The following is a 20,466-nucleotide window of genomic DNA, read 5'->3' as shown; positions in this document are numbered from 1 at the left end:
AGCTACTTCTCGATCCGGCCCGTCCCCCCATCCATGACGGTGATCGCGTTTCTGTCGGTCGCGCCGGTCGTCGAGGACAGCATGGCGAGTGAGGTCGCGGCGGCGGTCGAGGCCCTGGAGGCGTTCGACGTCTCCTACGAGACGACGCCGATGGGGACCACCATCGAGGCCGACGACGCCGGAGAGCTGTTCGCCGCGGCCGAGGCGGCCCACGGGGCCGTCGACGCCGACCGGGTGAGCACGGTCCTCAAGGTAGACGACAAGCGCGCGAGTTCGGAGGGCGCCGCCGAGAAGGTCGAGGCCGTCGCCGACGAACTGGGCCGCGAGCCGACGAGCGACCCCGACTGAGCGACGGATCGGCGCCGCGAACCCCGAAGGCACCGACACCGTAAACAGGCCGGAGGCGGTAGCGCGGGCATGGACCAAACCACTCGAGACGTCCGTGGAATGTCCTGTGAGGGCTGCGAGGAGACCGTCCGGACGGCCCTGGAGGCCATAGACGGCGTCGTCTCGGCGACCGCCGACCACGAGGACGGCGAGGTTCGGGTGAGCCACGAGGCCGTCGGGACCGAGATGATCGACCGGACGATCGCCGACGCCGGCTACGAGGTCGAGGGCTGATACCGCCGACGGGACGGTTCTGCCCCGATCCGTGGTGTGCGTTCCCGGAACTGTTTTAGTGGAGACGGCAAAGGGCGGGTATGGAGAGTCTCAACCGGATGGCGATCGAGCTGGTCGACGAGGCCCTCGAGTACGCCGAGGAGCTGTCGGTCGGCGCCCGTGAGACCGAACGCGGCGCGACGGTGATCGACTGCGGACTCGAGTTCGCGGGCGGGATCGAGGCCGGACTGCTGGCCACCGAGATCCAGACCGCCGGGCTCGCAACGCCCGGGCGCGATATCGAGGAGATCGCGGGCGCCCCGATCCCCCACGTCGAACTCTCGACCGACCAGCCCGCCCTCGCCCTGCTCTGTTCGCAGAAGGCGAGCTGGGAACTGACGACCGAGGACTTCGAGGGGCTCGGAAGCGGGCCCGCACGCGCGCTGGTCGCCGAGGAAGAGGAGTTCCAGCGGCTGGGGTACGCCGACGCCTTCGACCTGACGGCGCTGGCCGTCGAGAGCGACGAACCCCCGACGGAGGCCGCGATCGACCAGATCGCGGAGTTCGCCGACGTCGAGCCCAGCGGCGTCTTCGTGCTGGCCTATCCGACCGCGAGCGTCGTCGGCAGCGTCACCAACGCCGCGCGGGCGGCCGAACTCGCGACCTTTCGCCTCTCGGAGCTGGGCTACGACCCACGGGACGTCGTCTCGGCGTCGGGGCGGGCGCCGATGGCCCCCGTCGCGGGCGACGAATCGACCGCCATCGCCCGGACGAACGACGCCGTCGCCTACGGCGGCCGCGCCCACCTCGTCGTCAGCGAACCCGTCGAACACCCCGAGGCGGTCGCCTCGACGGCCGGAGCGGAGTACGGCCGGCCGTTCGCCGAGGTCTTCGACGACCTGGACTGGGAGTTCGAGGAGGTCCCCGCCGACCTGTTTGCCCCCGCAACGGTGACCATCGACGTGCTCGGCGGCGAGACCCACGTCGTCGGCGAGGTCCGCGAGGACCTCGTTGCGGAATCGTTCGGCCTCTGAGCATGCAGTTCAAGCTCGTCCCCGCGGCGCCAGACGACCTCGCTTTCGTGGGGGAGGTCCAGGAGGCCGTTCCGCTGTTCCCCGGCGACGAGAACGACTGCTGTGCCCGGATCATGGATCGAACGGGGATCGCCCCCCGCGACGAGGCCCGGACCTGGCTCACCTTCCTGCGGGCGCTGGGCCTCGCCCGCGAGGGCCCCGCCGGCTTCTCGCGGGTCCGCGAGGAGCCAGATCCCGACCGCCTCCGCGAGCGGTTCCGGGAGCGGTGTTACGGCGTCGAGACCGTCCTCGAGATCCTCGAGACGGCCGACGGTCCCCTGGCGAGCGAGGCGGTGTACGATCGCTTTCGCGAGGAGATCCCCGCCTACGAGCAGTACCGCTGGAGCGATCGGCTGGACGAGGTCTGGGGCGAACGCGTCGAGCGGATCCTCGGATGGGCCTGCCTGCTCGAGCTGGCGAAACGAACCCCGGAGGGCTACCGGCGGACCTGAGATCGCGCCGGTACCGTCGTCGGACAAACCGGAGACCGGGCGGCCCGGGATCAGCCCGGATCGGCCTCGCGCTCGACGTAGACGAGTTCGTCGGCGGCCTCGAGCAGACGGACGCCCCAGGTGACGGTGGCCGGCACGAGCGCGGTGGTGAAGATCGCGATGAAGACGAGGATCGAGAACATCGACTGGTCGATGACGCCCGTGGTGAGCGCGACCGAGGCGATGATGATCTCGACGGTCCCCCGGCCGTTCATCCCGAAGCCGACGACGAGCCCCTCCAGCGAGGAGAGCTGGGTCGGCAGCGCGAACAGCCAGGAGCCGACGATCTTGCCGAGGAAGGCGATCGCGACCAGCCCAGCGAGGATCCAGAACGACTCGAAGAAGACGTCGAACGTCATCTCGAAGCCGACGGTGACGAAGAAGACGGGCGCGAAAAACCCCATCGCGAGGTCGTAGATGACGGTGTGCATGTGCTCGTACAGCGACGGCTGGACGTCGGCCTGCCGGAGGAACATCCCGGCGACGAAGCCGCCGATGATCATGTGGAGCTCGGCGAGCGTCGCGAGCTGGGCGAACAGCAGGGAGACGAGCAACGCGAACGTGAAGGCGGTCGTGCGGTCCACGAACCCGTAGCGCTCGCTCAGTGCCTCGATGCGGCTCCAGGCCAGGGGGAGAAAGCGGTAGCCGATGAACAGCGTCACGGCGAAGAAGCCAAGCGCCTGCCCGACGATGAGGCCGATCTCGGCGACGTCGAGGCTGCCGGCCGTGACGTAGCTGTCGACGGCCGCGAACGCGATCAGGACGCCGACGTCGGAAGCGAGGGCGCCTCCGAGTAGGACGTTCGCGATCCGGGTGTCGAGCAGCTCGAGGTCGGCGAGGATCCGCGATTTCGTCGCCAGCGAGGTCGCGGCCATCGCCAGGCCTAAGAAGAGCGCGGCGCCCGTCGAGACGCCCAGCCAGAGCCCGGCGCCGTAGCCCAGCCCGAACGGGATGACGAACGCGCCGATGGCGATCAACAGTGCCTGCGGGCCCAGTCGGAACAGCTCCCGGAGGTCGACCTCCATCCCGACGTACACCATCAGCAGGAAAACCCCGAGCTCCGAGAGTACGGAGAGCAGCTCGGATGGCTGGAGAATTCCCAACATCGCGGGCCCGAAGACGATCCCGGCGAACAGTTCGCCCATCATCGTCGGGTAGCCAAGCCGTTCGGAGACCGCCCCGAACACCCACGCGACCGTAAGCACCAGCAGCAGGCTGAGGACGTCGATCCCCGCGGCCTCAACCACTGCGGTTCACCCCGGGCGGGTCGGCGTCGGCCGGCGGACGATCCCCCTTCGTGAACCATCGAATAGAGCTGTCTCTCGTCATGGATACGAACCGGCCGGTCCCCACGCCGGCCAGGAGTCGGTCGTGGATACTGACCGGTCGGTCAAAAGGCCTTCGAAGGGGGCACGGCTCGCGCTATCTCGCCGGGTGGACCGCGGTGACGGTTCCGACGCCCTTGCTGCGTCCCTCCCGGAAGACGAACGTCTGGCCCTCCTCGATCAGGTACGGGCGGAACTTGAACCGGACCGTCGCCTCGCCGGTGTCCCCCGGAAGCAGCCGCCCGCCCTCCGGGGAGAAGGCCGCGGCCTCGCCGATCGTCTCGACGTGGACGACCGGCTCGTACCCCTCGCCGATTCTGGTGGGATGGTTCAGGACCATGACCTCGGCCTCGAACTCCCTCACCGGTTCGGGATCGGCGTCGGCCGGCAGGAGCGCCATTCCCCGCTCGAGGGCGCTCTCCTTGACCCCCTTCAGCGCGATGCCGACGATCCGGCCCGCGCGGGCCTGGTCGACCCGGTGGTAGTGCATCTCGATCGAGCGCACCTCGACCTCCTGGAAGCGCCCGTCGGGCATCGGGCCCAGCAGGAGTTCGTCGCCGGCCTCGACCTCGCCGGTCATCACCGTCCCCGACGCCACTGCTCCGACGCCGGTGACCGAGTAGCTCCGGTCGACGTACATCCGGAACTCGCCGTCGCCGCTTGCGGTTTTGGGGAGGCGATCGAACAGTTCGTCTAAGACGTCGAGGCCCTCGCCGGTGACGGCGCTGGTCTCGACGATCGGCACCACGCGGTCGCCGACCTCCTCGATGGCGGCGTCGACCCCGTGGCGTCCGACCCGCAGCGGGGACTTCTCGACCTCCCGGAGCAGGCCCTCGACCTCGCGTTCGACCTCCTCGAGCCGGTCGTCGTCCACCGCGTCGGCCTTGGTGATCGCGACGATCGTCGGCAGCTCGGTCGCAAGCAGGATCCCGAGGTGCTCCCTGGTCGTGCGGGTCGGGCCGTCGTCGGCGGCGACGACCAGCAGGCCGTAGTCGAGTTTCTGTCCCACCAGTCCCCGGATGGTCGTCCGGAGCCAGGGCTCGTGGCCGACGGTGTCGACGAACGACACCAGTCTGTCCGCGTCCTCGACGACCTGTGCGCGGTCGCCCTTCCGGTCGGGGTTGTCCACCCGGATCGGCCCGTCGTCGTCGAAGCCGTAGACCGCATACGAGAGGTCCGCCGAGAGCCCACGTTCGACCTCGTGGGGCTGGACGTCCAGGAATCCCCGGGTCGCGCCGTTGCCGTCGTCCGCCCGTCCCGTCACGAGCGAGCCCACGAGCGTGGACTTGCCGTGGTCGACGTGGCCCGCGGTGCCGACGACGACGTGTTCGTCGTCGGTCTCTAAGACGGCGCCGTCCCGGATCGTCGCGACGCCGACTAACCCTTTCCCCACGCCCCAGGTCTCGACGTCGTCGATGTGGGCGTCGGCCTCCTCGGCGAGAAGCGAGAGGACGTCCATCGTCTCCGAGAATCGGTCGTGGTCGATCCCCGCCAGTCCCCCGTCGTCGGTGACCCCGAGGACGTACGTCGCCTCGCCGTCCCCCGAGAGCACCCGGTGGCGAAGCTGTGCCGCCAGGCTCTCCCGGCGTCCTTCCGCCAGGTGGACCTCCCGGGTGAGTCGCTCCTTGAACTCGACGTTTCCGCCCTCGCTCTCGCCACGGTCCAGGGCTCGCTCCAACAGAGCCCGGTCACGGCTCATGCCAACGGGTAGCGAGCGAGCGGACAAAAGGCTCCCGCAGGACGGATGCTACCACACCTCACTTCGCGTCTCACTCCGTGAGGCGGTCGTAGGCGGCCGTCACGTCCTTGAACGCCTCCTCGTCCCCCCCGCGGTCGGGGTGGACCTCCTTGACCCGGTCTCGGTAGGCAGAGCGGATCTCGCTCTCGCCGGCGTCGGCTCCCACACCGAGCGTCGAACGGGCCTCCGCGGCCGTCGGTCCCGAGGCGGGCGCCCGGCGCCGGGAGCCGGTCCCACGCCGGCGTCCGGCGCCCGCACGGGCCCGGCGATCGGCGCGGGTTCGCGGTCCGGCCCGGTCCCGCGGTCCGGCACCCGCCGCGCGCCGGCGGCGTGCGCGCTCGGCTCGCTCCCCGCGGCGAACGGCCGCCCGGGCGAGTTTCCCGCTGCCGTGGTAGTACATGACGTAGCTCGTCAGCCCGAACGGGACCGCGACCGCGACCGCGATCGGCTGGGCGCCGACGACGCCGAAGATCCCGAGTACGGCGGTCAGCCCCGCGAACACCGAGGCCAGCCCCAGGACGAACGGCGAGCGATCGAACTCCACGCCCCCGTTAGCGGGGCGACCACCCTAAGTCTCACGGCCCCGGTGTCTTCCGGCCGCGGATTGATAGGTGACCAGCGCGTACGGCGACCATGAGCGTCAGTGGGCTGTGCCAGATCTGTGAGTCCCGCCCCGCCGAAGAGCAGTGTCGCAACTGCGGGACGTTCACCTGCGAACAGCACTACGAGAGCGATCTCGGGCTCTGTGCGGAGTGTGCGGCCCAGGCCGACTCCGGCGACCCCGGCCAGGGCGACGGTCGGCCCGACCCCGACAGGGACCCGAACGACGACGCGGGCGACACCTACCAGTTCTGAGGCCGACGCCATGACCTCCATCCGGGACCTCTTTTCGGCACCGCTGGCGATCGGCGAACGGTTCGAGCTCTCCCTCGAGTACGACGCCGAGGGCCGCCTCGTCGCCGACCACCCAAACGAGTCCAGCCCCGCCGACATCGCCGTCTGCGAGGGACTCGACCGGCTTCCGGAGGATCCGACCGCCGAACCCGTCGCCGTTGAGGTCGTCGGCCGCTTCGAGGGCGACCGGCTCGTCGGCCGGGTCGTCGGCGACTGATCTCGCACCCCTCGTGTATCGCCGCGGCGAGTCCGAGAGAGGTCGGAGCGACCCGCCGCCCGAGGGGACTGTCCGCCCGGTCGCGAACGCCGGTTATCTCCCTCGGGCGCCTACGTACCACCGGTGAACCGACCATGAGCACACACGCGCGGCGGACGGAGAACGAACGCGTCGAACACGACGTCCGGGTCGAGGAGTTCCTCGAGTTCATCGACTGGCTCGAGGAACACCCCGAGGACGGTCACATCGAGTTCCGGGCCTCGGGCGACGCCGAGGCGGTCGCAAACCGGACGACAGCGACCATCGGCCCCTGGGGATTGGGCGGCGACGAGATGGGCGGCGGTCGCGAACACACCCTCGAGTTCGGGCTCCCGCCGGAGCTAGAGGAAACCCTGGGCTACCTCGATCCGACCGACCGCTACGAGGCGGTCGAGGGGGCGCTCGCGGGGCTGACCGCCTGCATCAACGGCACGATCGTCTGGAACGCGATCCGCGAGGGCGTTCCGGTCGAGGGCGTCACGACCACGGTCCACGCGCCCGTCGATCTCCGGATGCTCTTTGGCATCCACGACACCGACCGGGCCGACGAGATGTATGACGACCTGGAGATCGAAATCGAGGTTGAGGGCGACCTCACCGACGAGCAGCGGGAGACCGTCGGCGACTACTACCGCCGGTCGCCCGTCTACACCCTCGTGACTCTCGCCCAGCCCAACAGCCCGACCGTCGAGTTCGCCGACTGATTCGTCGGTGCGCCCGACGCTCGACCCGTTTTCTCCGCCCGCCATCCGACGACGGTACACGTAGCACGCCCCGACGACGGTCTGCCAACTACGCTCGATAACGATTGAGTCGGCTCTTGAGGCGTTTCGCGGCCTGGCCGGCCGCGGAGGCGTAGGCGTCGGCTCCCTCGCCGGTGGCGTCGTCGCCGGCGAAGACGATCCCTCGCGAGGAGTTGATCAGTCCGACGCCCTCTGCGAGCCCGTACTCGACTGCAGGCTCGGCGTCGCCGCCCTGGGCGCCGATTCCGGGGACCAGAAAGGGGAGATCTGGAACGATCTCGCGGAGCGCTTCTAACTCCTCGGGCTGGGTCGCGCCGACGACCAGCCCGACGTTGCCGTGGTCGTTCCAGAGGTCCGCGAGCGCGGCGACGCGCTCGTAGACGGGTTCGCCCGTCTCCAAGGGGAGGTCCTGGAGGTCGCTGCCGCCCGGATTGGAGGTCCGACAGAGGACGAACACGCCCGCAGTCTCGTTGGCCAGGAACGGCTGGAGGGAGTCTCCGCCCATGTAGGGGTTGACGGTGATCGCGTCCGCGGCGGGTCCGTCGCGGTCGGGATCGACGAGATCCGCGTAGCGGCGGGTCGTGTTCCCGATGTCGGCGCGTTTGGCGTCAAGCAGGACCGGAACCCCCTTTCCGTGGGCGTACGCGATCGTCTCCTCCAAGGCGCGCCACCCCTCCGGATCCTCGTAGAATGCGGCGTTGGGTTTGAAGACGGCAGCGTGTTCGTGTGTGGCGTCGATGATCCGACGGTTGAACGCCCACCGTGGCAGGTCCCGGTCGCGGAGGTCCTCGGGCAGTCGGGCGGGGTCGGGATCGAGACCCACCGAGAGGACGCTGTCGATCCGCTCGATGCGCTCGGCCAGTCGGTCGAAGAAGGGGGTCCTGGCGGTCATCGCCCCGAGTGGCTCGTCGAGGGCCGAAAACGTTTCCATCGCCGGCGCGAGAGGTCGGATATGACCCGCGTCGCGCTGATCGCCCACGACGAGAAGAAAGACGACCTGGTCGACTTCGCCCGCGAGCACGCCGCCCAGCTCGCCGAGTACGACCTGATCGCGACCGGAACCACCGGCGGCCGGCTCAACGAGGAGACGAACCTCGACGTCGATCCCCAAGCCTCCGGTCCCCTCGGCGGGGACCTGATGATCGGCGCGGAGGTCGCCCGCGACCGTCTCGACGGGATCGTCTTCCTCCGGGACCCGCTTCGGGCCCAGCCCCACGAACCCGACATCTCCGCGCTGCTGCGGATCTGTGACGTCCACGACACCGCGCTGGCGACCAACCTCGCCTCCGCAACCTTCCTGATCGAGGGGCTGGCCGATCAGGAGCGCCAGTAGGCCGGCGTCAGGATCACGAGCACCGCGAGGATCTCGAGGCGCCCGATCCACATCAGAAAGACCATGTAGAGCTTCGCGGTCGCCGAGAACGGCTCGTAGCTCCCCATCGGGCCGACGACGCCGAAGCCGGGGCCGACGTTGCCGAGGGTGGCGATCGCCGCGCTCGTCGCCTCCAGGGCGTCGAGTTCGAGGCCGATCCGGTGGGCGTCCAGAAAGAGCAACAGCGTCGAGGCCCCAAACAGGAGCAAGAAGAGCGCAGTGAAGACGAAGATGCTGTGGACGGTTTCCTCGTCGACGACCTCGTCGCGGGCGCCCATCCGAATCGGGCGGACGGCCTCGGGATGGACGATCCGGAACAGCTCCCGGCGGATCGACTTCCCGACGACGTACCAGCGGACGATCTTGATCGAGCCGGCCGCGGAGCCGGCCGAGCCGCCCAGAAACATCGCGAACATCAGGGCGACCTGTGCGGAGGCGTTCCAGGTGTTGAAGTCCATGCTCGCGTAGCCCGTCGTCGTCACGACCGCGACGGCCTGGAAGACGCCGTGGCGCAGCGAGATCTCGAGGTTGCCCGGGATCGGCCCGATCGTCGGCGTCTCCGCGAGGCCGACCCCGGCGAACAGGAGCCCGGAGACGAGCGCGCTCACGGCGCCCATCGCGGCGAGGTAGAGCCGAAACTCCGCGTTCTCGGTCAGGCGTTCGATCCGGCCCTGGAGGACGTACCAGTAGAGCGCAAAGTTCGTCCCTGCGACGATCATGAACGGGACCACCGTCCACTGGACGATCGGTGTGAACGCCTCGACGCTCCTGGCTTCCGGCGAGAACCCGCCGGTGGGGAGCGTCGTCAGCGCGTGGGCGACGGCGTTGTAGAGGGTCATGTTCGGGGCGAGACCGAGGAGGTGAAGGAGGTAGTAGACGACGACGGCGCCGACGGTGAACCCGGCGTAGATCGACCACAGCACCTGTGCGGTCTCGCGGATGTGGGGCGTGAGCTTCTCGACTCTGATTCCGGGGGCCTCGTGGCGGATGAGCTGGGTGCCACCGACCGACAGCTCAGAGAGGATCGCGACCATCAGCACCAGAATGCCCATCCCGCCGAGCCACTGGCTGAGCTGGCGCCACATGAGGATCGACCGCGAGTGGCGCTCGAACGAGATCTCTCCCAGGACGGTCGCGCCCGTCGTCGTAAAGCCGCTCATGCTCTCGAAGAGGGCGTTGACCGGATGGGCGACGGTTCCCGACCCGGCGACGAGATAGGGGAGAGCGCCCACCAGCGGGACGACGAGCCAGGTCAGCGCGACCATCAGGAACGCCTCGCGGTTGCCCATCTCCGGCTCGTCGTCGAGACGCTCGAGGCCCCGTCCGACCGTGACCGCGACCGCGAGCGCCACGAGGAACGGAAGCGGACTCTCGCCGTAGTAGACGGCGACGGCCGTCGGGAACAGAAGCGCCGCCGAGAGATAGGTGAGCACCGTCCCGAGGGTGGAGAGGCTCGCACGGTAATCGACGTGGATGCGGCGGGCCATTCGTGACTGGCGAGAGGGAGACGGCAGTCGGAAATAAAGCCGATGATTCACGGACTTCGGAACGAACGGAGGGCTCGTCTCCCGCGACGGGGCGATCACGACCGGGCGTCCGCGGCCGGGCGCCGTCACGTGCTTTATTACTACCCCGCCCGGTGTTCGGGTATGACCATCTACGAGAGCGACCTCCCGGGCGTCGGGAAGAAGTACGAGGTCGAACTCGAGGACGGCGAGCGCCTCGTCGTCGTCACCCACAACACGGGCAAACGCGAGGTCTACCTGAAGGCAGAGGAGGGTGCCGACGGCGAGAAGCTGTTCGAGTTACCCGACCGCCTCGCCCGGACCGTCGGCACGATCCTCGAGGGCGCGTACTTCCAGCCGGTGACGAGCGACCGCGTCGAGACGATGCTCTCCGAGGAGACGTTCCTCGAGTGGTACAACGTCGCTCCCAACGCGGAGCTCGCCGGCCGGAGCCTGGGGGAGGTGAACGTCCGCGAGGAGACGGGGGTCTCGGTCGTCGCGATCCAGCGCGACGACGAGGTCGTCGCCCCGCCGGGTCCCGAGAGCGTCATCGAGGCCGGCGACACGCTCGTCGTCGTCGGCGACCGCGAGAGCTGTACGGCCTTCGAGGCGCTGCTCGGGGACGATCCCCAACGGTGAGGGGCGCCCTACCGGCGAGAGATCTCCAATCGGCGCTTCGTGTGGGACGGAGGGTGATCGCCCGTGGCGGCTGAGACCGCCCTGATCGACGTCGGCGTCCTCTTCGGGGCCGCGGCGGCCGTCGGCGTCCTCGCGACTCGCCTCGGCCAGTCGGTGATCCCCTTCTACATCCTCGTGGGGATGCTTCTGGGCACCCACGTGCTCGGCGGGATCGACTTTCCCGCCTTAGTGGGGCTCGACGTCCTCCCCCACGGCGCCGCCCTCGCCCTCGACGGCGAGAGCGAGTTCGTCTATCTCGGGGCCGAACTCGGGATCGTGATGCTCCTCTTCTTCCTGGGTCTGGAGTTCAACGTCGAGCGGTTGCTCGCCTCTCGGGACCTGATCGGGAAGGCGGGAGCGGTGGACCTGCTGATCAACTTCGGCGCCGGCCTCGCCCTCGGCTACCTCCTCTTCGGCGCCTTTCTCCCCGCCTTCCTCCTCGCGGGGATCGTCTACATCTCCTCGTCGGCGATCATCACCAAGTCCCTGATTGACCTGGGCTGGATCGCAAACGACGAGGCCGACCCGATGCTCGGCACGCTCGTCTTCGAGGACCTCTTCATCGCCGTCTACCTCGTTGTCGCCACCGCGCTTGCTCTCGGCGGAGGCGACGTCGGCGCGGCCGTCGGCGAGGTCGCGGTCGCGGTCGCGTTCATCGCCGTGCTCCTCGCCGGCGTCCACTACGCCACCCCCGTCCTCGAGCGCGCCCTCGACACCGACTCCCACGAGTTCCTCGTGCTCCGGGCGCTCGGAATCACGGTTCCGATCGCGGGGGCCGCCCTCGCGATCGGCGTCAGCGAGGCCGTCGCCGCCTTCTTCGTCGGGATGGCCTTCGCCTCGACCGACCACGTCACCGAGATCGAGCGGCTCCTCGAACCCGTCCGGGACGTCTTCGCCGCCGTCTTCTTCCTCTGGATCGGGCTCGTCACGGACCCGGCGCTGTTTCCGGGGGTCGCCGGCCTCGTCGCCGTCGCCGTCCTCGCGACGACGCCGACGAAACTCGTCAGCGGCTACCTCGGCGGGCGGATCTACGGCCTCGACGAGCGCCGTTCCGTGCGCGTGGGCCTCGGAATGGTCACCCGCGGGGAGTTCTCGTTGATCATCGCGAGCGTCGCCATCGCGGGCGCGGGAAGCGGGCTCGCGAGTGACACTGCCAACGCGATCAACGCCTTCGCGGTGGGCTACGTGCTCGTGATGAGCGTCCTCGGCACCACGCTGATGGGGTACGCCGGCCGGATCGAGGAGCGGGTCGTCCCGCGGCTCTCCGAGGGGCTACGGGGAACTCCGACTGACGACTGAGGGTTCGCCGGTCCCGGCTCTCGGAGGCCGTCCGAGAGGGGACAGCTTCAAGCCGGCACCGTCCCAACCCCCGTCCATGCCCACCGCGGTCGTGTTCGATCTCGACGACACCCTCGCAGTCCCCGACCGCGACCGGGAGACGGTCCTCGCCGAGGCCGTCGAACGCGCCGACGCCCCCGCGATCGCCCGCGAGGAGTACCTCGCGGCCCACGGCCGGAACCTCACCCGCGAGAGCCGCGAGCCGATCTTCGCCGACCTGCTCGCCGACAGCGACGCCGACCCCGAAGCCGTCGCGGCGGCCTACCGCGAGCGCACCGCCGAGACGATCGGTCCCGTCCCCGGTGCCGAGACGATGGTCGAGACCCTCCGCGACCGGTACCGCGTCGGCCTGCTCACCAACGGCCCCGTCCGCGCCCAGCGCGAGAAACTCGCGACGCTCGGCTGGGAAGGACGCTTCGACGCCGCCTTCGTTACCGGCGAACTCGAGGCCGGCAAGCCCGACCCGCGGGCGTTCGAGGCGATCCTCGCCGCCCTCGGCGTCGCGCCCGGCGAAGCGGTCTACGTCGGCGACGACCCCGAGACGGACGTCACCGGCGCGGTCGGCGCCGGAATGGACGCCGTCCACGTCCACGAACGCGGCGAAACGCCCGACTCACGCGCGGTCGCCGGCGTCATCCGGGACCGGATCGCCGAGGACCTCCCCCGGATCCTCGCCGACCTCGAGTGATCACGCCGCCGCGGCGGCGAGCGCCCGCGTCGCGGGTTTGACCGCCGCGCCGCTTCCGACCTCGAGAACCGTCCGCTCGCCGTCGGTGTGGACCACGATGTCGTCGCGGTCGCCGAACGTCGCCGACCGCACGGCCTCGTCGCCGCGGGCGAACTCGAGTCGGGCCTCCTCCTCGCCGACGAACACCCGCGCGAGCACCCCCTCCCCGTCGGCGACGTCGTACGCGCGGGCGCCCCCCGCTGCGTCGGGCGCTGCGTCGACCACCGACAGCGCCCCCAGTTCGCCGCCCTCGTGCCCTTCGATCTCGCTCGCGAGCAGCTGGGCGATCCGGCGGCCGTCGGTGATCCGTCCTTCGACCATACCCCGTCTTCGGGTGAGGGGGACTAACCCTCGTCGCTCCCGGCGCCATCGCTTCCGTCGGCGAGAACCGCCGCCCGGGCCGGGTCCTCGAGTTCCTCGACGGGAAGCCCCTCCCGCCGGGCGTAGACGACCGCCGCGGCCTCGATGGCGATCCCGAGTTCGGTCTGGAGCCGGTTGATCGCGCCGACGGCCTCGTGTTTCTCGACGCCCTCGGCGACCAGCGCGTCTAAGACCCGCTCGAACGGCGAGCGCTCCCGCAGGAGGTCCTCCTCGGGGGCGAACCCCTCCGGAACCGTGACCTCGGCGGGGTCGAAGGTGGTCTCGAGGTCGTTTCCCTCCCGATCCAGGAGGCCCCGTTCGGTGGCGACGTCCACCAGCCGCTTGGCCTGGTCGGGCGAAAACCAGTCGCGATCCAGCGAGAGGGCGACGACGAACTCGTTCTCCCGGAGCCTACGGCTCCCGTTCTGGACGAACGGCGCCGCGACGGCGACCCGGAGACTCATCGACGGAGGACTCTCCGGGGGAGACAAAACCGTGGTGGTTCACGGCTCGGTCCCGGCGGCGGCGCGGGTCGAAAGGCTGCATTCAAGTACGTCCCCGGCCTCGTCGGGGGTATGCAGGATCAGGGACGCTCGACGCGCAAGCGGACCGGCGGCCGACTGAAGGACACCCGAAGCCGGAAGAAACACCAGCTCGGCCGGCTCCCCACCGAGACCCAGGTCGGGGAGGGCCGCTTCAAGACCGTCGACGTCCGGGGCAACGGGACCAAGACCCGCGCGCTCGCGACCGACGTCGCGAACGTCCACGTCGGCGGCGAGACGCGGACGGCGACGATCATCGACGTCGTCGAGAACGACGCCAACCCCAACTACGTCCGGCGGAACATCATCACGAAGGGCGCCGTCATCGAGACCGACGAGGCCGATCGCGCCCGCGTCACCTCGCGTCCGGGCCAGACCGGCGAGGTCAACGCCGTCGCGCTGGACTGAGTTTTTTCTCGTCGACCACCGTCTCCTCGAGTTCCACGAGATCCTCACCTCTACCAGCAGACCGCCCCTCGATGTTCCGTAGCGATTTCCTTCCACACAGCTGAACAGCGTTACGTACAGGCGGTGGCAAGCCCGACAGCCGCGAGCGAACGGAGTGAGCGAGCGGGCCGAGTAATCCCTCGAAGCCGCGCCAAAGGCGCGGCTGAGGGGGTGACGCCGTGCTTTTCATCGACGTTTTGCCGAGCGACCGAGCACTGCGAGGGAGCGCAGCGCAAAAGGTTGGCACGCTCGAAGTAACGGGGATTCGGAACGAATCCCGGAACCCACCTCTCGGATTCACCCGGTGAGTCGAGCGGACTCACGGCTATCGGAGATGGTCGTCGAAGACGGGGACCTGCCAGTGCTCTGCCTACAGCCGCCGGACCTGGATCTCCCGGTCGGTGATCGCTTCGACGTTGCTCTCCTTCAGGGCGTACGTGTCCTCGCCCGAGTCGCCCCAGCCCATCGCGGACTTGAACGTGTCCGCGACGTTCGGGTCCGGATCGACGTAGGCGGTGCCGCCCTCGACGCTCTTGACGATGCCGACCTTCTCGCCGTCGGCGTTGACAACCGGTTTTCCCTCGTCCTCGTCGGTGAACCTCGCTGACATACCCCGCGATTTCGGCTCCTGACCCCTGTAACCGGGGCTTGCACCTGCCTGATTGCCCCGCCATCGACCGCCACACCTTCGCATCGTTTAAGCCTGCGCTGACGGACTGGGTAGTATGAGCGAGGAGAGCCAAGAGAGCCAGGAACTCGGGATCACCGAGTCCAAATCGCACAGACCCGGCGAGTGGTACGCCGAAGTCGTCCGGAAGGCGGGGCTTGCCGACTACGCCCCGATGGGCGGCTTCATCGTGACGAAACCGCGGGGCTACGCGCTTTGGGAGGCAATCCAGGACGCCCTCGACGGCTGGTTCGCGGAGACCGGCGTCGACAACGTCTACTTCCCGATGTTCATCCCCGAGAGCTTCCTCGAGCGCGAAAAGGAGATCGTCGAGGGGTTCGACCCCGAGGTCGCGTGGGTCACGCAGGGCGGCCACGACGAACTCGAGGAACGCCTTGCGGTGCGACCCACCAGCGAATCGATCATCGCGCCCTTCATGGCCGACTGGGTCCGGAGCCACCGCGACCTCCCCATGCGGCTCAACCAGTGGTGTTCCGTGGTCCGGTGGGAGGCCACCGAGACCAAGCCCTTTTTTAGAACCAAGGAGTTCCTCTGGCAGGAGGGCCACACCGCCCACGCCGACGATGCGGGCGCCTGGGCGGAGGTCTGGACCCGCCTCGGCCAGTACGAGCGGGTGTACGAGGACGTGCTCGCCATTCCCGTTCTCCGGGGCAAGAAGCCCGAACACGACAAGTTCCCCGGCGCCGATACGACGACGACGGTCGAGGCGCTAATGCCCGACGGGCGCTCGGTCCAGGGCGGGACGAGCCACCACCTCGGCCAGAGCTTCGCAGAGGCGTTCGACATCTCGTTCGCAGGCGAGGACGAAGAAGAGCAAACGGCGTACACCACCTCCTGGGGCCTGTCGTGGCGGGCACTCGGCGCACTGATCATGACTCACTCCGACGACCAGGGGCTCGTACTGCCCCCGACGGTCGCGCCCACCCAGATCGCCATCGTTCCCATCTGGCAGGAAGACACCCAGGAGGAGGTCCTCGAGTACTCGGCGGCGATCGCCGACGAACTCGAGGAGGCCGGGTTCCGGGTCGAGCTCGACGACCGCGACGAGCGAAATCCCGGCTTCAAGTTCAACGAACACGAGTTGAACGGCGTCCCCCTGCGACTCGAGATCGGCCCCTACGAGGTCGAAGACGAGGAGGTCACCCTCGTCCACCGGCCGGACAAGGAGGAGGGCGTCGAAGGGCGCGAGGGGATCGTCGACGCCGTCGACGACCATCTCGATCGGATCTACGACAAGCTGTACGACGCCGCAGCGGAACGTCTCGACGACAACGTTCGGGAAGCCCATGCCCCGGAGGATATCATGGGCACCCTCGGACGCCACGGCGGCTACGTGAAGACGCCGTGGTGTGGCGACGAGGCCTGCGAGGAGGCGATCAAGGAGAAGATGGCCGCCGAGATCGTCCTCCAGCCCCTGGAAGCGGAGGGCGGCGAGACCGCGGGCGAGGTCGAGAAACCCGAGAGCGAGGAGTGTGGGGTCTGTGGCGACCACGCAGAGGAGGTCGCCTACTTCGCGCGGACGTACTGAGCGCGAGCGGCGCGAATCAGGGCCGGGGCGCGGCCTTCTGGAGGGCGGTCTCTGCGACGTTCCCCCCGTAGTCGGCGCTTCGCGACAACGAGTCGACGATCAGCCCCAGCGACTGAGCCTGGATGGGGTCGAGTTCGCGCAGCATCTCGTCGATCGCGCGTGCGTGCTCGTCGATCTCGAGGATCGCCTCGCGAGCGGCGTGGCCGAGTTCGGTCGCCTCCGCGCTCTCCTCGGCGAACAGTGCGTCCATCGACTTCTCGAGGACGTCGAAGGCGTCCTCGCGGAGCGCGACGAGGGCCTCGGCGACCTCCTCGGGGATCTCCTCTAGCTTGAGCGCGAGGGTGGCGATCTTGACCGCGTGGTCGGCGATCCGTTCGAGCTGGCGGGCGCTCGAGTGGTAGTCGAAGCAGTCCTCCCGGGGAACACCCAACTCCTCGGCAGCACGGGGCGAACGAAGCGTCGCTCGGAAGATCCGGGAGACGACCAGCCAGAGGCGGTCGACGTCGTCGTCGCGCTCGATGACGTCCCTCGCGATGTCGTCGTCGTCCTCGACGAGGGCGGTGACGGCGTCCTCGAGCATCGAGCCCGCGATCAGGCGCATCCGGGTGACGGCGTTGACGATCGAGAGCTCCGAGGAGTCGAGTAGGTCCTGAATGACGACGCTGTCGGTCGTCTCCTCTAACACCTCGACGCCGACGAGTCCCTGGGTCGCCTCCCGGATCGCGCGTCGCTGGTCGGTGGTGATCCGGCCGGCCTCCAGGCTGATGACGTCGAAGCCACTGACGTACATCGTCATCACGGCACGCGTGAGCCGCTCGCCCTCGAGGTTCGTGACGTCCAAGGTGCCCCGCTGGCGGTCGGCGTCGCTCTCGGGGGTGAGCACCAGCGAGTCGTCCTCGGGGTAGAACTCGACGGTCGTCCCGCCGCTGACCGCGTTGTCGGTCGCCCACGACTTCGGGAGCGAGACGGTGTACGTCGAGCCGCCGGTCACCTGGACCTTGCGCGTCTCCATGTGGCGCCGTTTCGACTCCAGGAATATAAATCTACGACAAGCTATAGAGAGGGAAGGTCGGATCTGAAACGCCGCTCTCTCTTGCGATTAGTCGATCAGTGTCTCGGTATCGGTCCGGAGATATCGTGCGCCAACGGTTGTCCAACGTAGATCTATATAGACATCATAGTAGGACATTTAGATAGGGTGTCCTCAATAGATGGACGATGGTACGCGAGCCGACGAGTGGCGGCGGCCGCGGGGTGTCGCGCCGGGGGTTTCTGGCGGTCGCGGGCGCGGGGGCGACCGCCGGGCTCTCGGGGTGTCTCGGGTCGAACCCGATCGCGGCGGTCGGCGGCGACCCGCGGGAGGTGGCGATCGCGGGAAGCAGCACCGTCTTCCCGGTCGCGGAGGCGATCGCCGCGGCGTTCGACGAGGAACGGTCGGACGTCACCGTCTCGATCAGCCAGACCGGGAGCGGCGGCGGGTTCTCGAACTTCTTCTGTCCGGGGATGACCGACCTCAACAACGCCAGCCGCGAGATCTCGGAGGGCGAGATCGAACAGTGTGGCGACAACGGGATCACGCCGATCGAGTTCACCGTCGCGACCGACGCGCTGACGGTGGTCGTCAACCCCGAGGCCGACTGGATCGACTGTCTGACCGTCGATGAACTCCGGGAGATCTGGCGGGCCGATGGCGCCCAGCGGTGGAGCGACGTCCGCGAGGAGTGGCCCGACGAGGAGTTCGAGTTCTACGGCGCCGACACGACCTCGGGCACCTTCGACTACTTCGTCGAGGCGGTCATCGGCGAGGACGCGAACCACCGCAGCAACTATTACGCGACCGAGCGCGACCGGACGATCGTCCAGGGCGTCCAGGGCAACCGGCACGCGATCGGCTACTTCGGATTCTCGTTTTACAGCGAGAACCCCGACTCGATCAAGGCCGTCGCGATCGACGCCGGCGACGGCTGTGTCTCTCCCTCCCTCGAGACGGCGATGAACGGCGAGTACACGCCCCTCGCCCGGCCGCTCTTTACGTACGCCGCACAGCAGTCCTTGGCCGAACCGGAGGTACGGGACTTCGTGCGCTTTTTCATCGAACGGGCGGCGACCGACATCGTCTCCGAGGTCGGCTACGTCCCGATCACCGAGGAGGTCCGCGACGAGAACCTCCAACGCTTAGAGGAGGCGGTCGCGGAGGTGACCGGATGAGCGGTCTCGAACTCGGTCACGACAGCGCCCGGTCGATGCGGGGCCGGGTCGTCCGCGTCGTGTTCGCGGTGTGTGCGGCCGTCTCGATCCTGACGACCGCGGCGATCCTCCTCACGCTGCTCGCGGACGCCGTCGAGTTCTTCTCGGCGGTGTCGCCGATCGAGTTCTTCACGGGAACGCGGTGGACGCCGACGAACGAGCCGGTGAGCTTCGGGGTCCTCCCGCTGGTCACGGGCACGCTCGTCATCACGTTCGGCTCGGCGCTGATCGCCCTGCCGATCGGGCTCCTGACGGCGATCTACCTCTCGGAGTACGCCAGCGGCCGGGCGCGGTCGATCCTGAAGCCGGCCCTCGAGGTGCTCGCGGGCGTCCCCACGGTGATCTACGGCTACCTCGCGCTGGTCTATATCACGCCCGCGATCGACGCCCTCGTGCCGGTCTCGACGTTCAACGCGCTGTCGGCCTCGATCGTCGTCGGCATCATGATCATCCCGATGGTCTCCTCGATCAGCGAGGACGCCATGTCGGCGGTCCCCGACGACCTCCGGCAGGCCTCCTACGGGCTGGGCGCGACGAAGTTCACCGTCTCGACGTCGGTCGTCGTCCCCGCGGCGCTGTCGGGGATCGTCTCCTCGTTTATCCTCGCGCTTTCCCGCGCGATCGGCGAGACGATGGCCGTCACGATCGCCGCGGGCCAGACCCCGCGGCTGGTCGATCTCACGGATCCCGCCGGGGTCTTCCTCGAGTCGGTCCAGACGATGACGGCGGCGATGGTCCAACTGGGCGCGAGCGACGTCACGGGCCAGTCGATCGCCTACAAGAGCCTCTTCGCCGTCGGGCTCACCCTCTTTGCCATCACCTTCGTCATGAATCTGCTGAGCGAACTCGTCGCCTCGCGCTATCGGGAGGTGTACCGCTGATGGCCGCCGATACCGGGGACGACCACTCGTTCGGGCGGATCAGCCGGAGCAAGGACGTGGCCTTCGAGTACCTCACGCTGGCAGCGACGCTCGTCGGCATCGTCGCGCTCGGGATCCTGTTCGTCTACGTCACGCGAGACGCCGTCGGCTGGCTCGACTGGCAGTTCCTGACGAGCCCGCCCCACCCCAACCCCTACGAGGCCGGCTTCTACCCCGCGCTCGTGGGTTCGATCTTCCTCATGATCGTGATCGCCCTCGTTACCTTCCCGCTGGGCGTCGGCGCCGCGGTCTACCTCGAGGAGTACGCCGGCGACGGACCCGTAGAGCGGTTCGTCCGGATCAACATCGCGAACCTCGCGGGCGTTCCCTCGGTCGTCTACGGCTTACTGGGGCTGGGACTGTTCGTCACGCTGCTCGATATCGGCTACGGCACGCTGCTCGTGGCCGGCTTCACCGTCTCCCTGCTCGTCCTGCCGATCGTCATCATCTCCGCCCGGGAGGCGATCCGAGCGGTCCCCGACTCGCGGCGCCAGGCCTCCTACGGGATGGGCGCGACCAAGTGGCAGACGATCCGCAACGTCGTCCTCCCCGAGGCCCTGCCGGGGATCATGACGGGAACCATCCTCGCGCTCGGGCGGGCGATCGGCGAGACCGCGCCGCTGATCATGATCGGGGCGCCGACGACCGTCTTCGGGGTGCCAAACAGCCTCTTCAGCAAGATCAGCGCGATGCCGATGCAGATCTACACCTGGGCCTCCTACCCCGACACCGCCTTCCAGTACGGCGTCGTCGCCGCCGCCTCGGTGACGCTGCTGGTCGTCCTGCTGTCGATCAACTCCGCGGCGATCCTCGTCAGGAACCGGTACCAGTAGTTCCCCCTTCACGGCCTCTATAGTTCGCCGACCATCGATCGCCTACCGATCGGCACTACAGTTCTCGTTCCCCGTAATCGTCGGATATAGGCGATCTACTGCGCTGTACGTATCGGGACATATCCCTACAGTCGAATATATAGAGGTCATAGCATCGTATT

Annotated in this window: 25 protein-coding genes; 16 read left to right on the top strand and 9 right to left on the bottom strand. The window is 68.6% G+C overall.

Going from position 1 to position 20,466, the window contains the following annotated elements:
* Positions 1-33: 33 nt before the first annotated feature.
* The 4 genes from DVH23_RS14145 to DVH23_RS14130 all read left to right on the top strand — a co-directional run bounded on the left by DVH23_RS14145 (position 34) and on the right by DVH23_RS14130 (position 2,125).
* Positions 34-348 carry an MTH1187 family thiamine-binding protein gene (locus DVH23_RS14145; RefSeq protein WP_114578080.1) on the top strand — a complete coding sequence of 105 codons (315 nt, stop codon included), beginning with the start codon at positions 34-36 and terminating at the stop codon, positions 346-348.
* 69 nt (positions 349-417) lie between these two features.
* Positions 418-621, top strand: coding sequence for a heavy-metal-associated domain-containing protein (locus tag DVH23_RS14140; protein WP_114578079.1), 204 nt, complete (start codon positions 418-420; stop codon positions 619-621).
* An 80-nt stretch (positions 622-701) separates the two neighbouring features.
* A complete protein-coding gene (mch, locus tag DVH23_RS14135) occupies positions 702-1,634 on the top strand; it encodes a methenyltetrahydromethanopterin cyclohydrolase (protein WP_114578078.1) in 933 nt (310 codons plus the stop codon).
* Positions 1,635-1,636: 2 nt separating this feature from the next.
* Complete coding sequence (locus DVH23_RS14130; protein WP_114578077.1) at positions 1,637-2,125, top strand: hypothetical protein; 489 nt, start codon at positions 1,637-1,639, stop codon at positions 2,123-2,125.
* Positions 2,126-2,175: 50 nt separating this feature from the next.
* Here the strand turns inward: DVH23_RS14130 and DVH23_RS14125 are convergent, their stop codons facing one another.
* The 3 genes from DVH23_RS14125 to DVH23_RS14115 all read right to left on the bottom strand — a co-directional run bounded on the left by DVH23_RS14125 (position 2,176) and on the right by DVH23_RS14115 (position 5,771).
* The gene (locus tag DVH23_RS14125) at positions 2,176-3,411 is read right to left on the bottom strand and encodes a cation:proton antiporter (RefSeq protein WP_114578076.1); all 1,236 of its coding nucleotides are present in this window, start codon (positions 3,409-3,411) and stop codon (positions 2,176-2,178) included.
* Between the two features lie 175 nt (positions 3,412-3,586).
* Complete coding sequence (locus DVH23_RS14120; RefSeq protein WP_114578075.1) at positions 3,587-5,188, bottom strand: GTPBP1 family GTP-binding protein; 1,602 nt, start codon at positions 5,186-5,188, stop codon at positions 3,587-3,589.
* A 70-nt stretch (positions 5,189-5,258) separates the two neighbouring features.
* Complete coding sequence (locus DVH23_RS14115; RefSeq protein ID WP_114578074.1) at positions 5,259-5,771, bottom strand: J domain-containing protein; 513 nt, start codon at positions 5,769-5,771, stop codon at positions 5,259-5,261.
* Positions 5,772-5,860: 89 nt separating this feature from the next.
* Here DVH23_RS14115 and DVH23_RS14110 point away from each other — a divergent pair, with 89 nt between their 5' ends.
* From DVH23_RS14110 to DVH23_RS14100, 3 genes are all read left to right on the top strand, one after another.
* A complete protein-coding gene (locus tag DVH23_RS14110) occupies positions 5,861-6,082 on the top strand; it encodes a hypothetical protein (protein WP_114578073.1) in 222 nt (73 codons plus the stop codon).
* Between the two features lie 10 nt (positions 6,083-6,092).
* A complete protein-coding gene (locus DVH23_RS14105; RefSeq protein WP_114578072.1) occupies positions 6,093-6,338 on the top strand; it encodes a hypothetical protein in 246 nt (81 codons plus the stop codon).
* Between the two features lie 134 nt (positions 6,339-6,472).
* On the top strand, positions 6,473-7,081 hold the full coding sequence (locus tag DVH23_RS14100) for an OsmC family protein (RefSeq protein ID WP_114578071.1): 609 nt from the start codon (positions 6,473-6,475) through the stop codon (positions 7,079-7,081).
* 88 nt (positions 7,082-7,169) lie between these two features.
* Here the strand turns inward: DVH23_RS14100 and pyrF are convergent, their stop codons facing one another.
* Entirely contained in the window at positions 7,170-8,012 is an 843-nt protein-coding gene (pyrF, locus tag DVH23_RS14095; protein ID WP_114578190.1) for an orotidine-5'-phosphate decarboxylase, read from the bottom strand.
* Between the two features lie 60 nt (positions 8,013-8,072).
* Here pyrF and DVH23_RS14090 point away from each other — a divergent pair, with 60 nt between their 5' ends.
* Positions 8,073-8,453, top strand: coding sequence for a methylglyoxal synthase (locus DVH23_RS14090; RefSeq protein WP_114578070.1), 381 nt, complete (start codon positions 8,073-8,075; stop codon positions 8,451-8,453).
* Here the strand turns inward: DVH23_RS14090 and DVH23_RS14085 are convergent.
* The gene (locus DVH23_RS14085; RefSeq protein WP_114578069.1) at positions 8,438-9,979 is read right to left on the bottom strand and encodes a TrkH family potassium uptake protein; all 1,542 of its coding nucleotides are present in this window, start codon (positions 9,977-9,979) and stop codon (positions 8,438-8,440) included. The genes DVH23_RS14090 and DVH23_RS14085 overlap by 16 nt on opposite strands.
* Before the next feature lie 162 nt (positions 9,980-10,141).
* Here DVH23_RS14085 and DVH23_RS14080 point away from each other — a divergent pair, with 162 nt between their 5' ends.
* From DVH23_RS14080 to DVH23_RS14070, 3 genes are all read left to right on the top strand, one after another.
* Positions 10,142-10,636: a cation:proton antiporter regulatory subunit gene (locus DVH23_RS14080; protein WP_114578068.1), complete on the top strand. Its 495-nt coding sequence runs from the start codon at positions 10,142-10,144 to the stop codon at positions 10,634-10,636.
* Between the two features lie 63 nt (positions 10,637-10,699).
* Positions 10,700-11,974, top strand: coding sequence for a cation:proton antiporter (locus DVH23_RS14075; protein WP_114578067.1), 1,275 nt, complete (start codon positions 10,700-10,702; stop codon positions 11,972-11,974).
* Between the two features lie 76 nt (positions 11,975-12,050).
* Positions 12,051-12,701: an HAD family hydrolase gene (locus tag DVH23_RS14070; RefSeq protein WP_114578066.1), complete on the top strand. Its 651-nt coding sequence runs from the start codon at positions 12,051-12,053 to the stop codon at positions 12,699-12,701.
* On the opposite strand, the gene DVH23_RS14065 is transcribed toward DVH23_RS14070, so the two are convergent.
* Both DVH23_RS14065 and DVH23_RS14060 read right to left on the bottom strand, forming a co-directional pair.
* Positions 12,702-13,061: a hypothetical protein gene (locus DVH23_RS14065; protein ID WP_114578065.1), complete on the bottom strand. Its 360-nt coding sequence runs from the start codon at positions 13,059-13,061 to the stop codon at positions 12,702-12,704.
* A 23-nt stretch (positions 13,062-13,084) separates the two neighbouring features.
* A complete protein-coding gene (locus tag DVH23_RS14060) occupies positions 13,085-13,564 on the bottom strand; it encodes a DUF2240 family protein (RefSeq protein ID WP_114578064.1) in 480 nt (159 codons plus the stop codon).
* Between the two features lie 111 nt (positions 13,565-13,675).
* Here DVH23_RS14060 and DVH23_RS14055 point away from each other — a divergent pair, with 111 nt between their 5' ends.
* Positions 13,676-14,050, top strand: a complete 375-nt coding sequence (locus DVH23_RS14055) for a 30S ribosomal protein S8e (protein ID WP_114578063.1) — start codon at positions 13,676-13,678, stop codon at positions 14,048-14,050.
* Positions 14,051-14,459: 409 nt separating this feature from the next.
* Here the strand turns inward: DVH23_RS14055 and DVH23_RS14050 are convergent, their stop codons facing one another.
* The gene (locus DVH23_RS14050) at positions 14,460-14,699 is read right to left on the bottom strand and encodes a PRC-barrel domain containing protein (RefSeq protein ID WP_114578062.1); all 240 of its coding nucleotides are present in this window, start codon (positions 14,697-14,699) and stop codon (positions 14,460-14,462) included.
* Between the two features lie 115 nt (positions 14,700-14,814).
* On the opposite strand from DVH23_RS14050, the gene proS reads away from it, so the two are divergent.
* Positions 14,815-16,305 carry a proline--tRNA ligase gene (proS, locus tag DVH23_RS14045; RefSeq protein WP_114578061.1) on the top strand — a complete coding sequence of 497 codons (1,491 nt, stop codon included), beginning with the start codon at positions 14,815-14,817 and terminating at the stop codon, positions 16,303-16,305.
* Positions 16,306-16,321: 16 nt separating this feature from the next.
* Here the strand turns inward: proS and DVH23_RS14040 are convergent, their stop codons facing one another.
* The gene (locus DVH23_RS14040; protein ID WP_114578060.1) at positions 16,322-17,317 is read right to left on the bottom strand and encodes a phosphate uptake regulator PhoU; all 996 of its coding nucleotides are present in this window, start codon (positions 17,315-17,317) and stop codon (positions 16,322-16,324) included.
* A gap of 206 nt (positions 17,318-17,523) precedes the next feature.
* On the opposite strand from DVH23_RS14040, the gene DVH23_RS14035 reads away from it, so the two are divergent.
* From DVH23_RS14035 to pstA, 3 genes are read left to right on the top strand one after another with little or no spacing between them, the layout of a single operon-like run.
* Entirely contained in the window at positions 17,524-18,513 is a 990-nt protein-coding gene (locus tag DVH23_RS14035; RefSeq protein ID WP_114578059.1) for a PstS family phosphate ABC transporter substrate-binding protein, read from the top strand.
* Positions 18,510-19,433 (top strand): phosphate ABC transporter permease subunit PstC, encoded by a 924-nt coding sequence (gene pstC, locus DVH23_RS14030; RefSeq protein WP_114578058.1) that lies wholly within the window; start codon positions 18,510-18,512, stop codon positions 19,431-19,433. Before DVH23_RS14035 ends, pstC begins: the two co-directional genes overlap by 4 nt.
* Positions 19,433-20,305 carry a phosphate ABC transporter permease PstA gene (gene pstA, locus DVH23_RS14025; RefSeq protein WP_114578057.1) on the top strand — a complete coding sequence of 291 codons (873 nt, stop codon included), beginning with the start codon at positions 19,433-19,435 and terminating at the stop codon, positions 20,303-20,305. The genes pstC and pstA overlap by 1 nt, the downstream gene beginning before the upstream one ends.
* Positions 20,306-20,466 lie beyond the last annotated feature (161 nt).

Origin of the sequence: Saliphagus sp. LR7 (assembly GCF_003344565.1) — an archaeon.
GTDB lineage: Archaea > Halobacteriota > Halobacteria > Halobacteriales > Natrialbaceae > Saliphagus > Saliphagus infecundisoli.
Note: the sequence above shows the minus strand (reverse complement) of the source record. Positions and strands in the feature narration are given on the sequence as shown.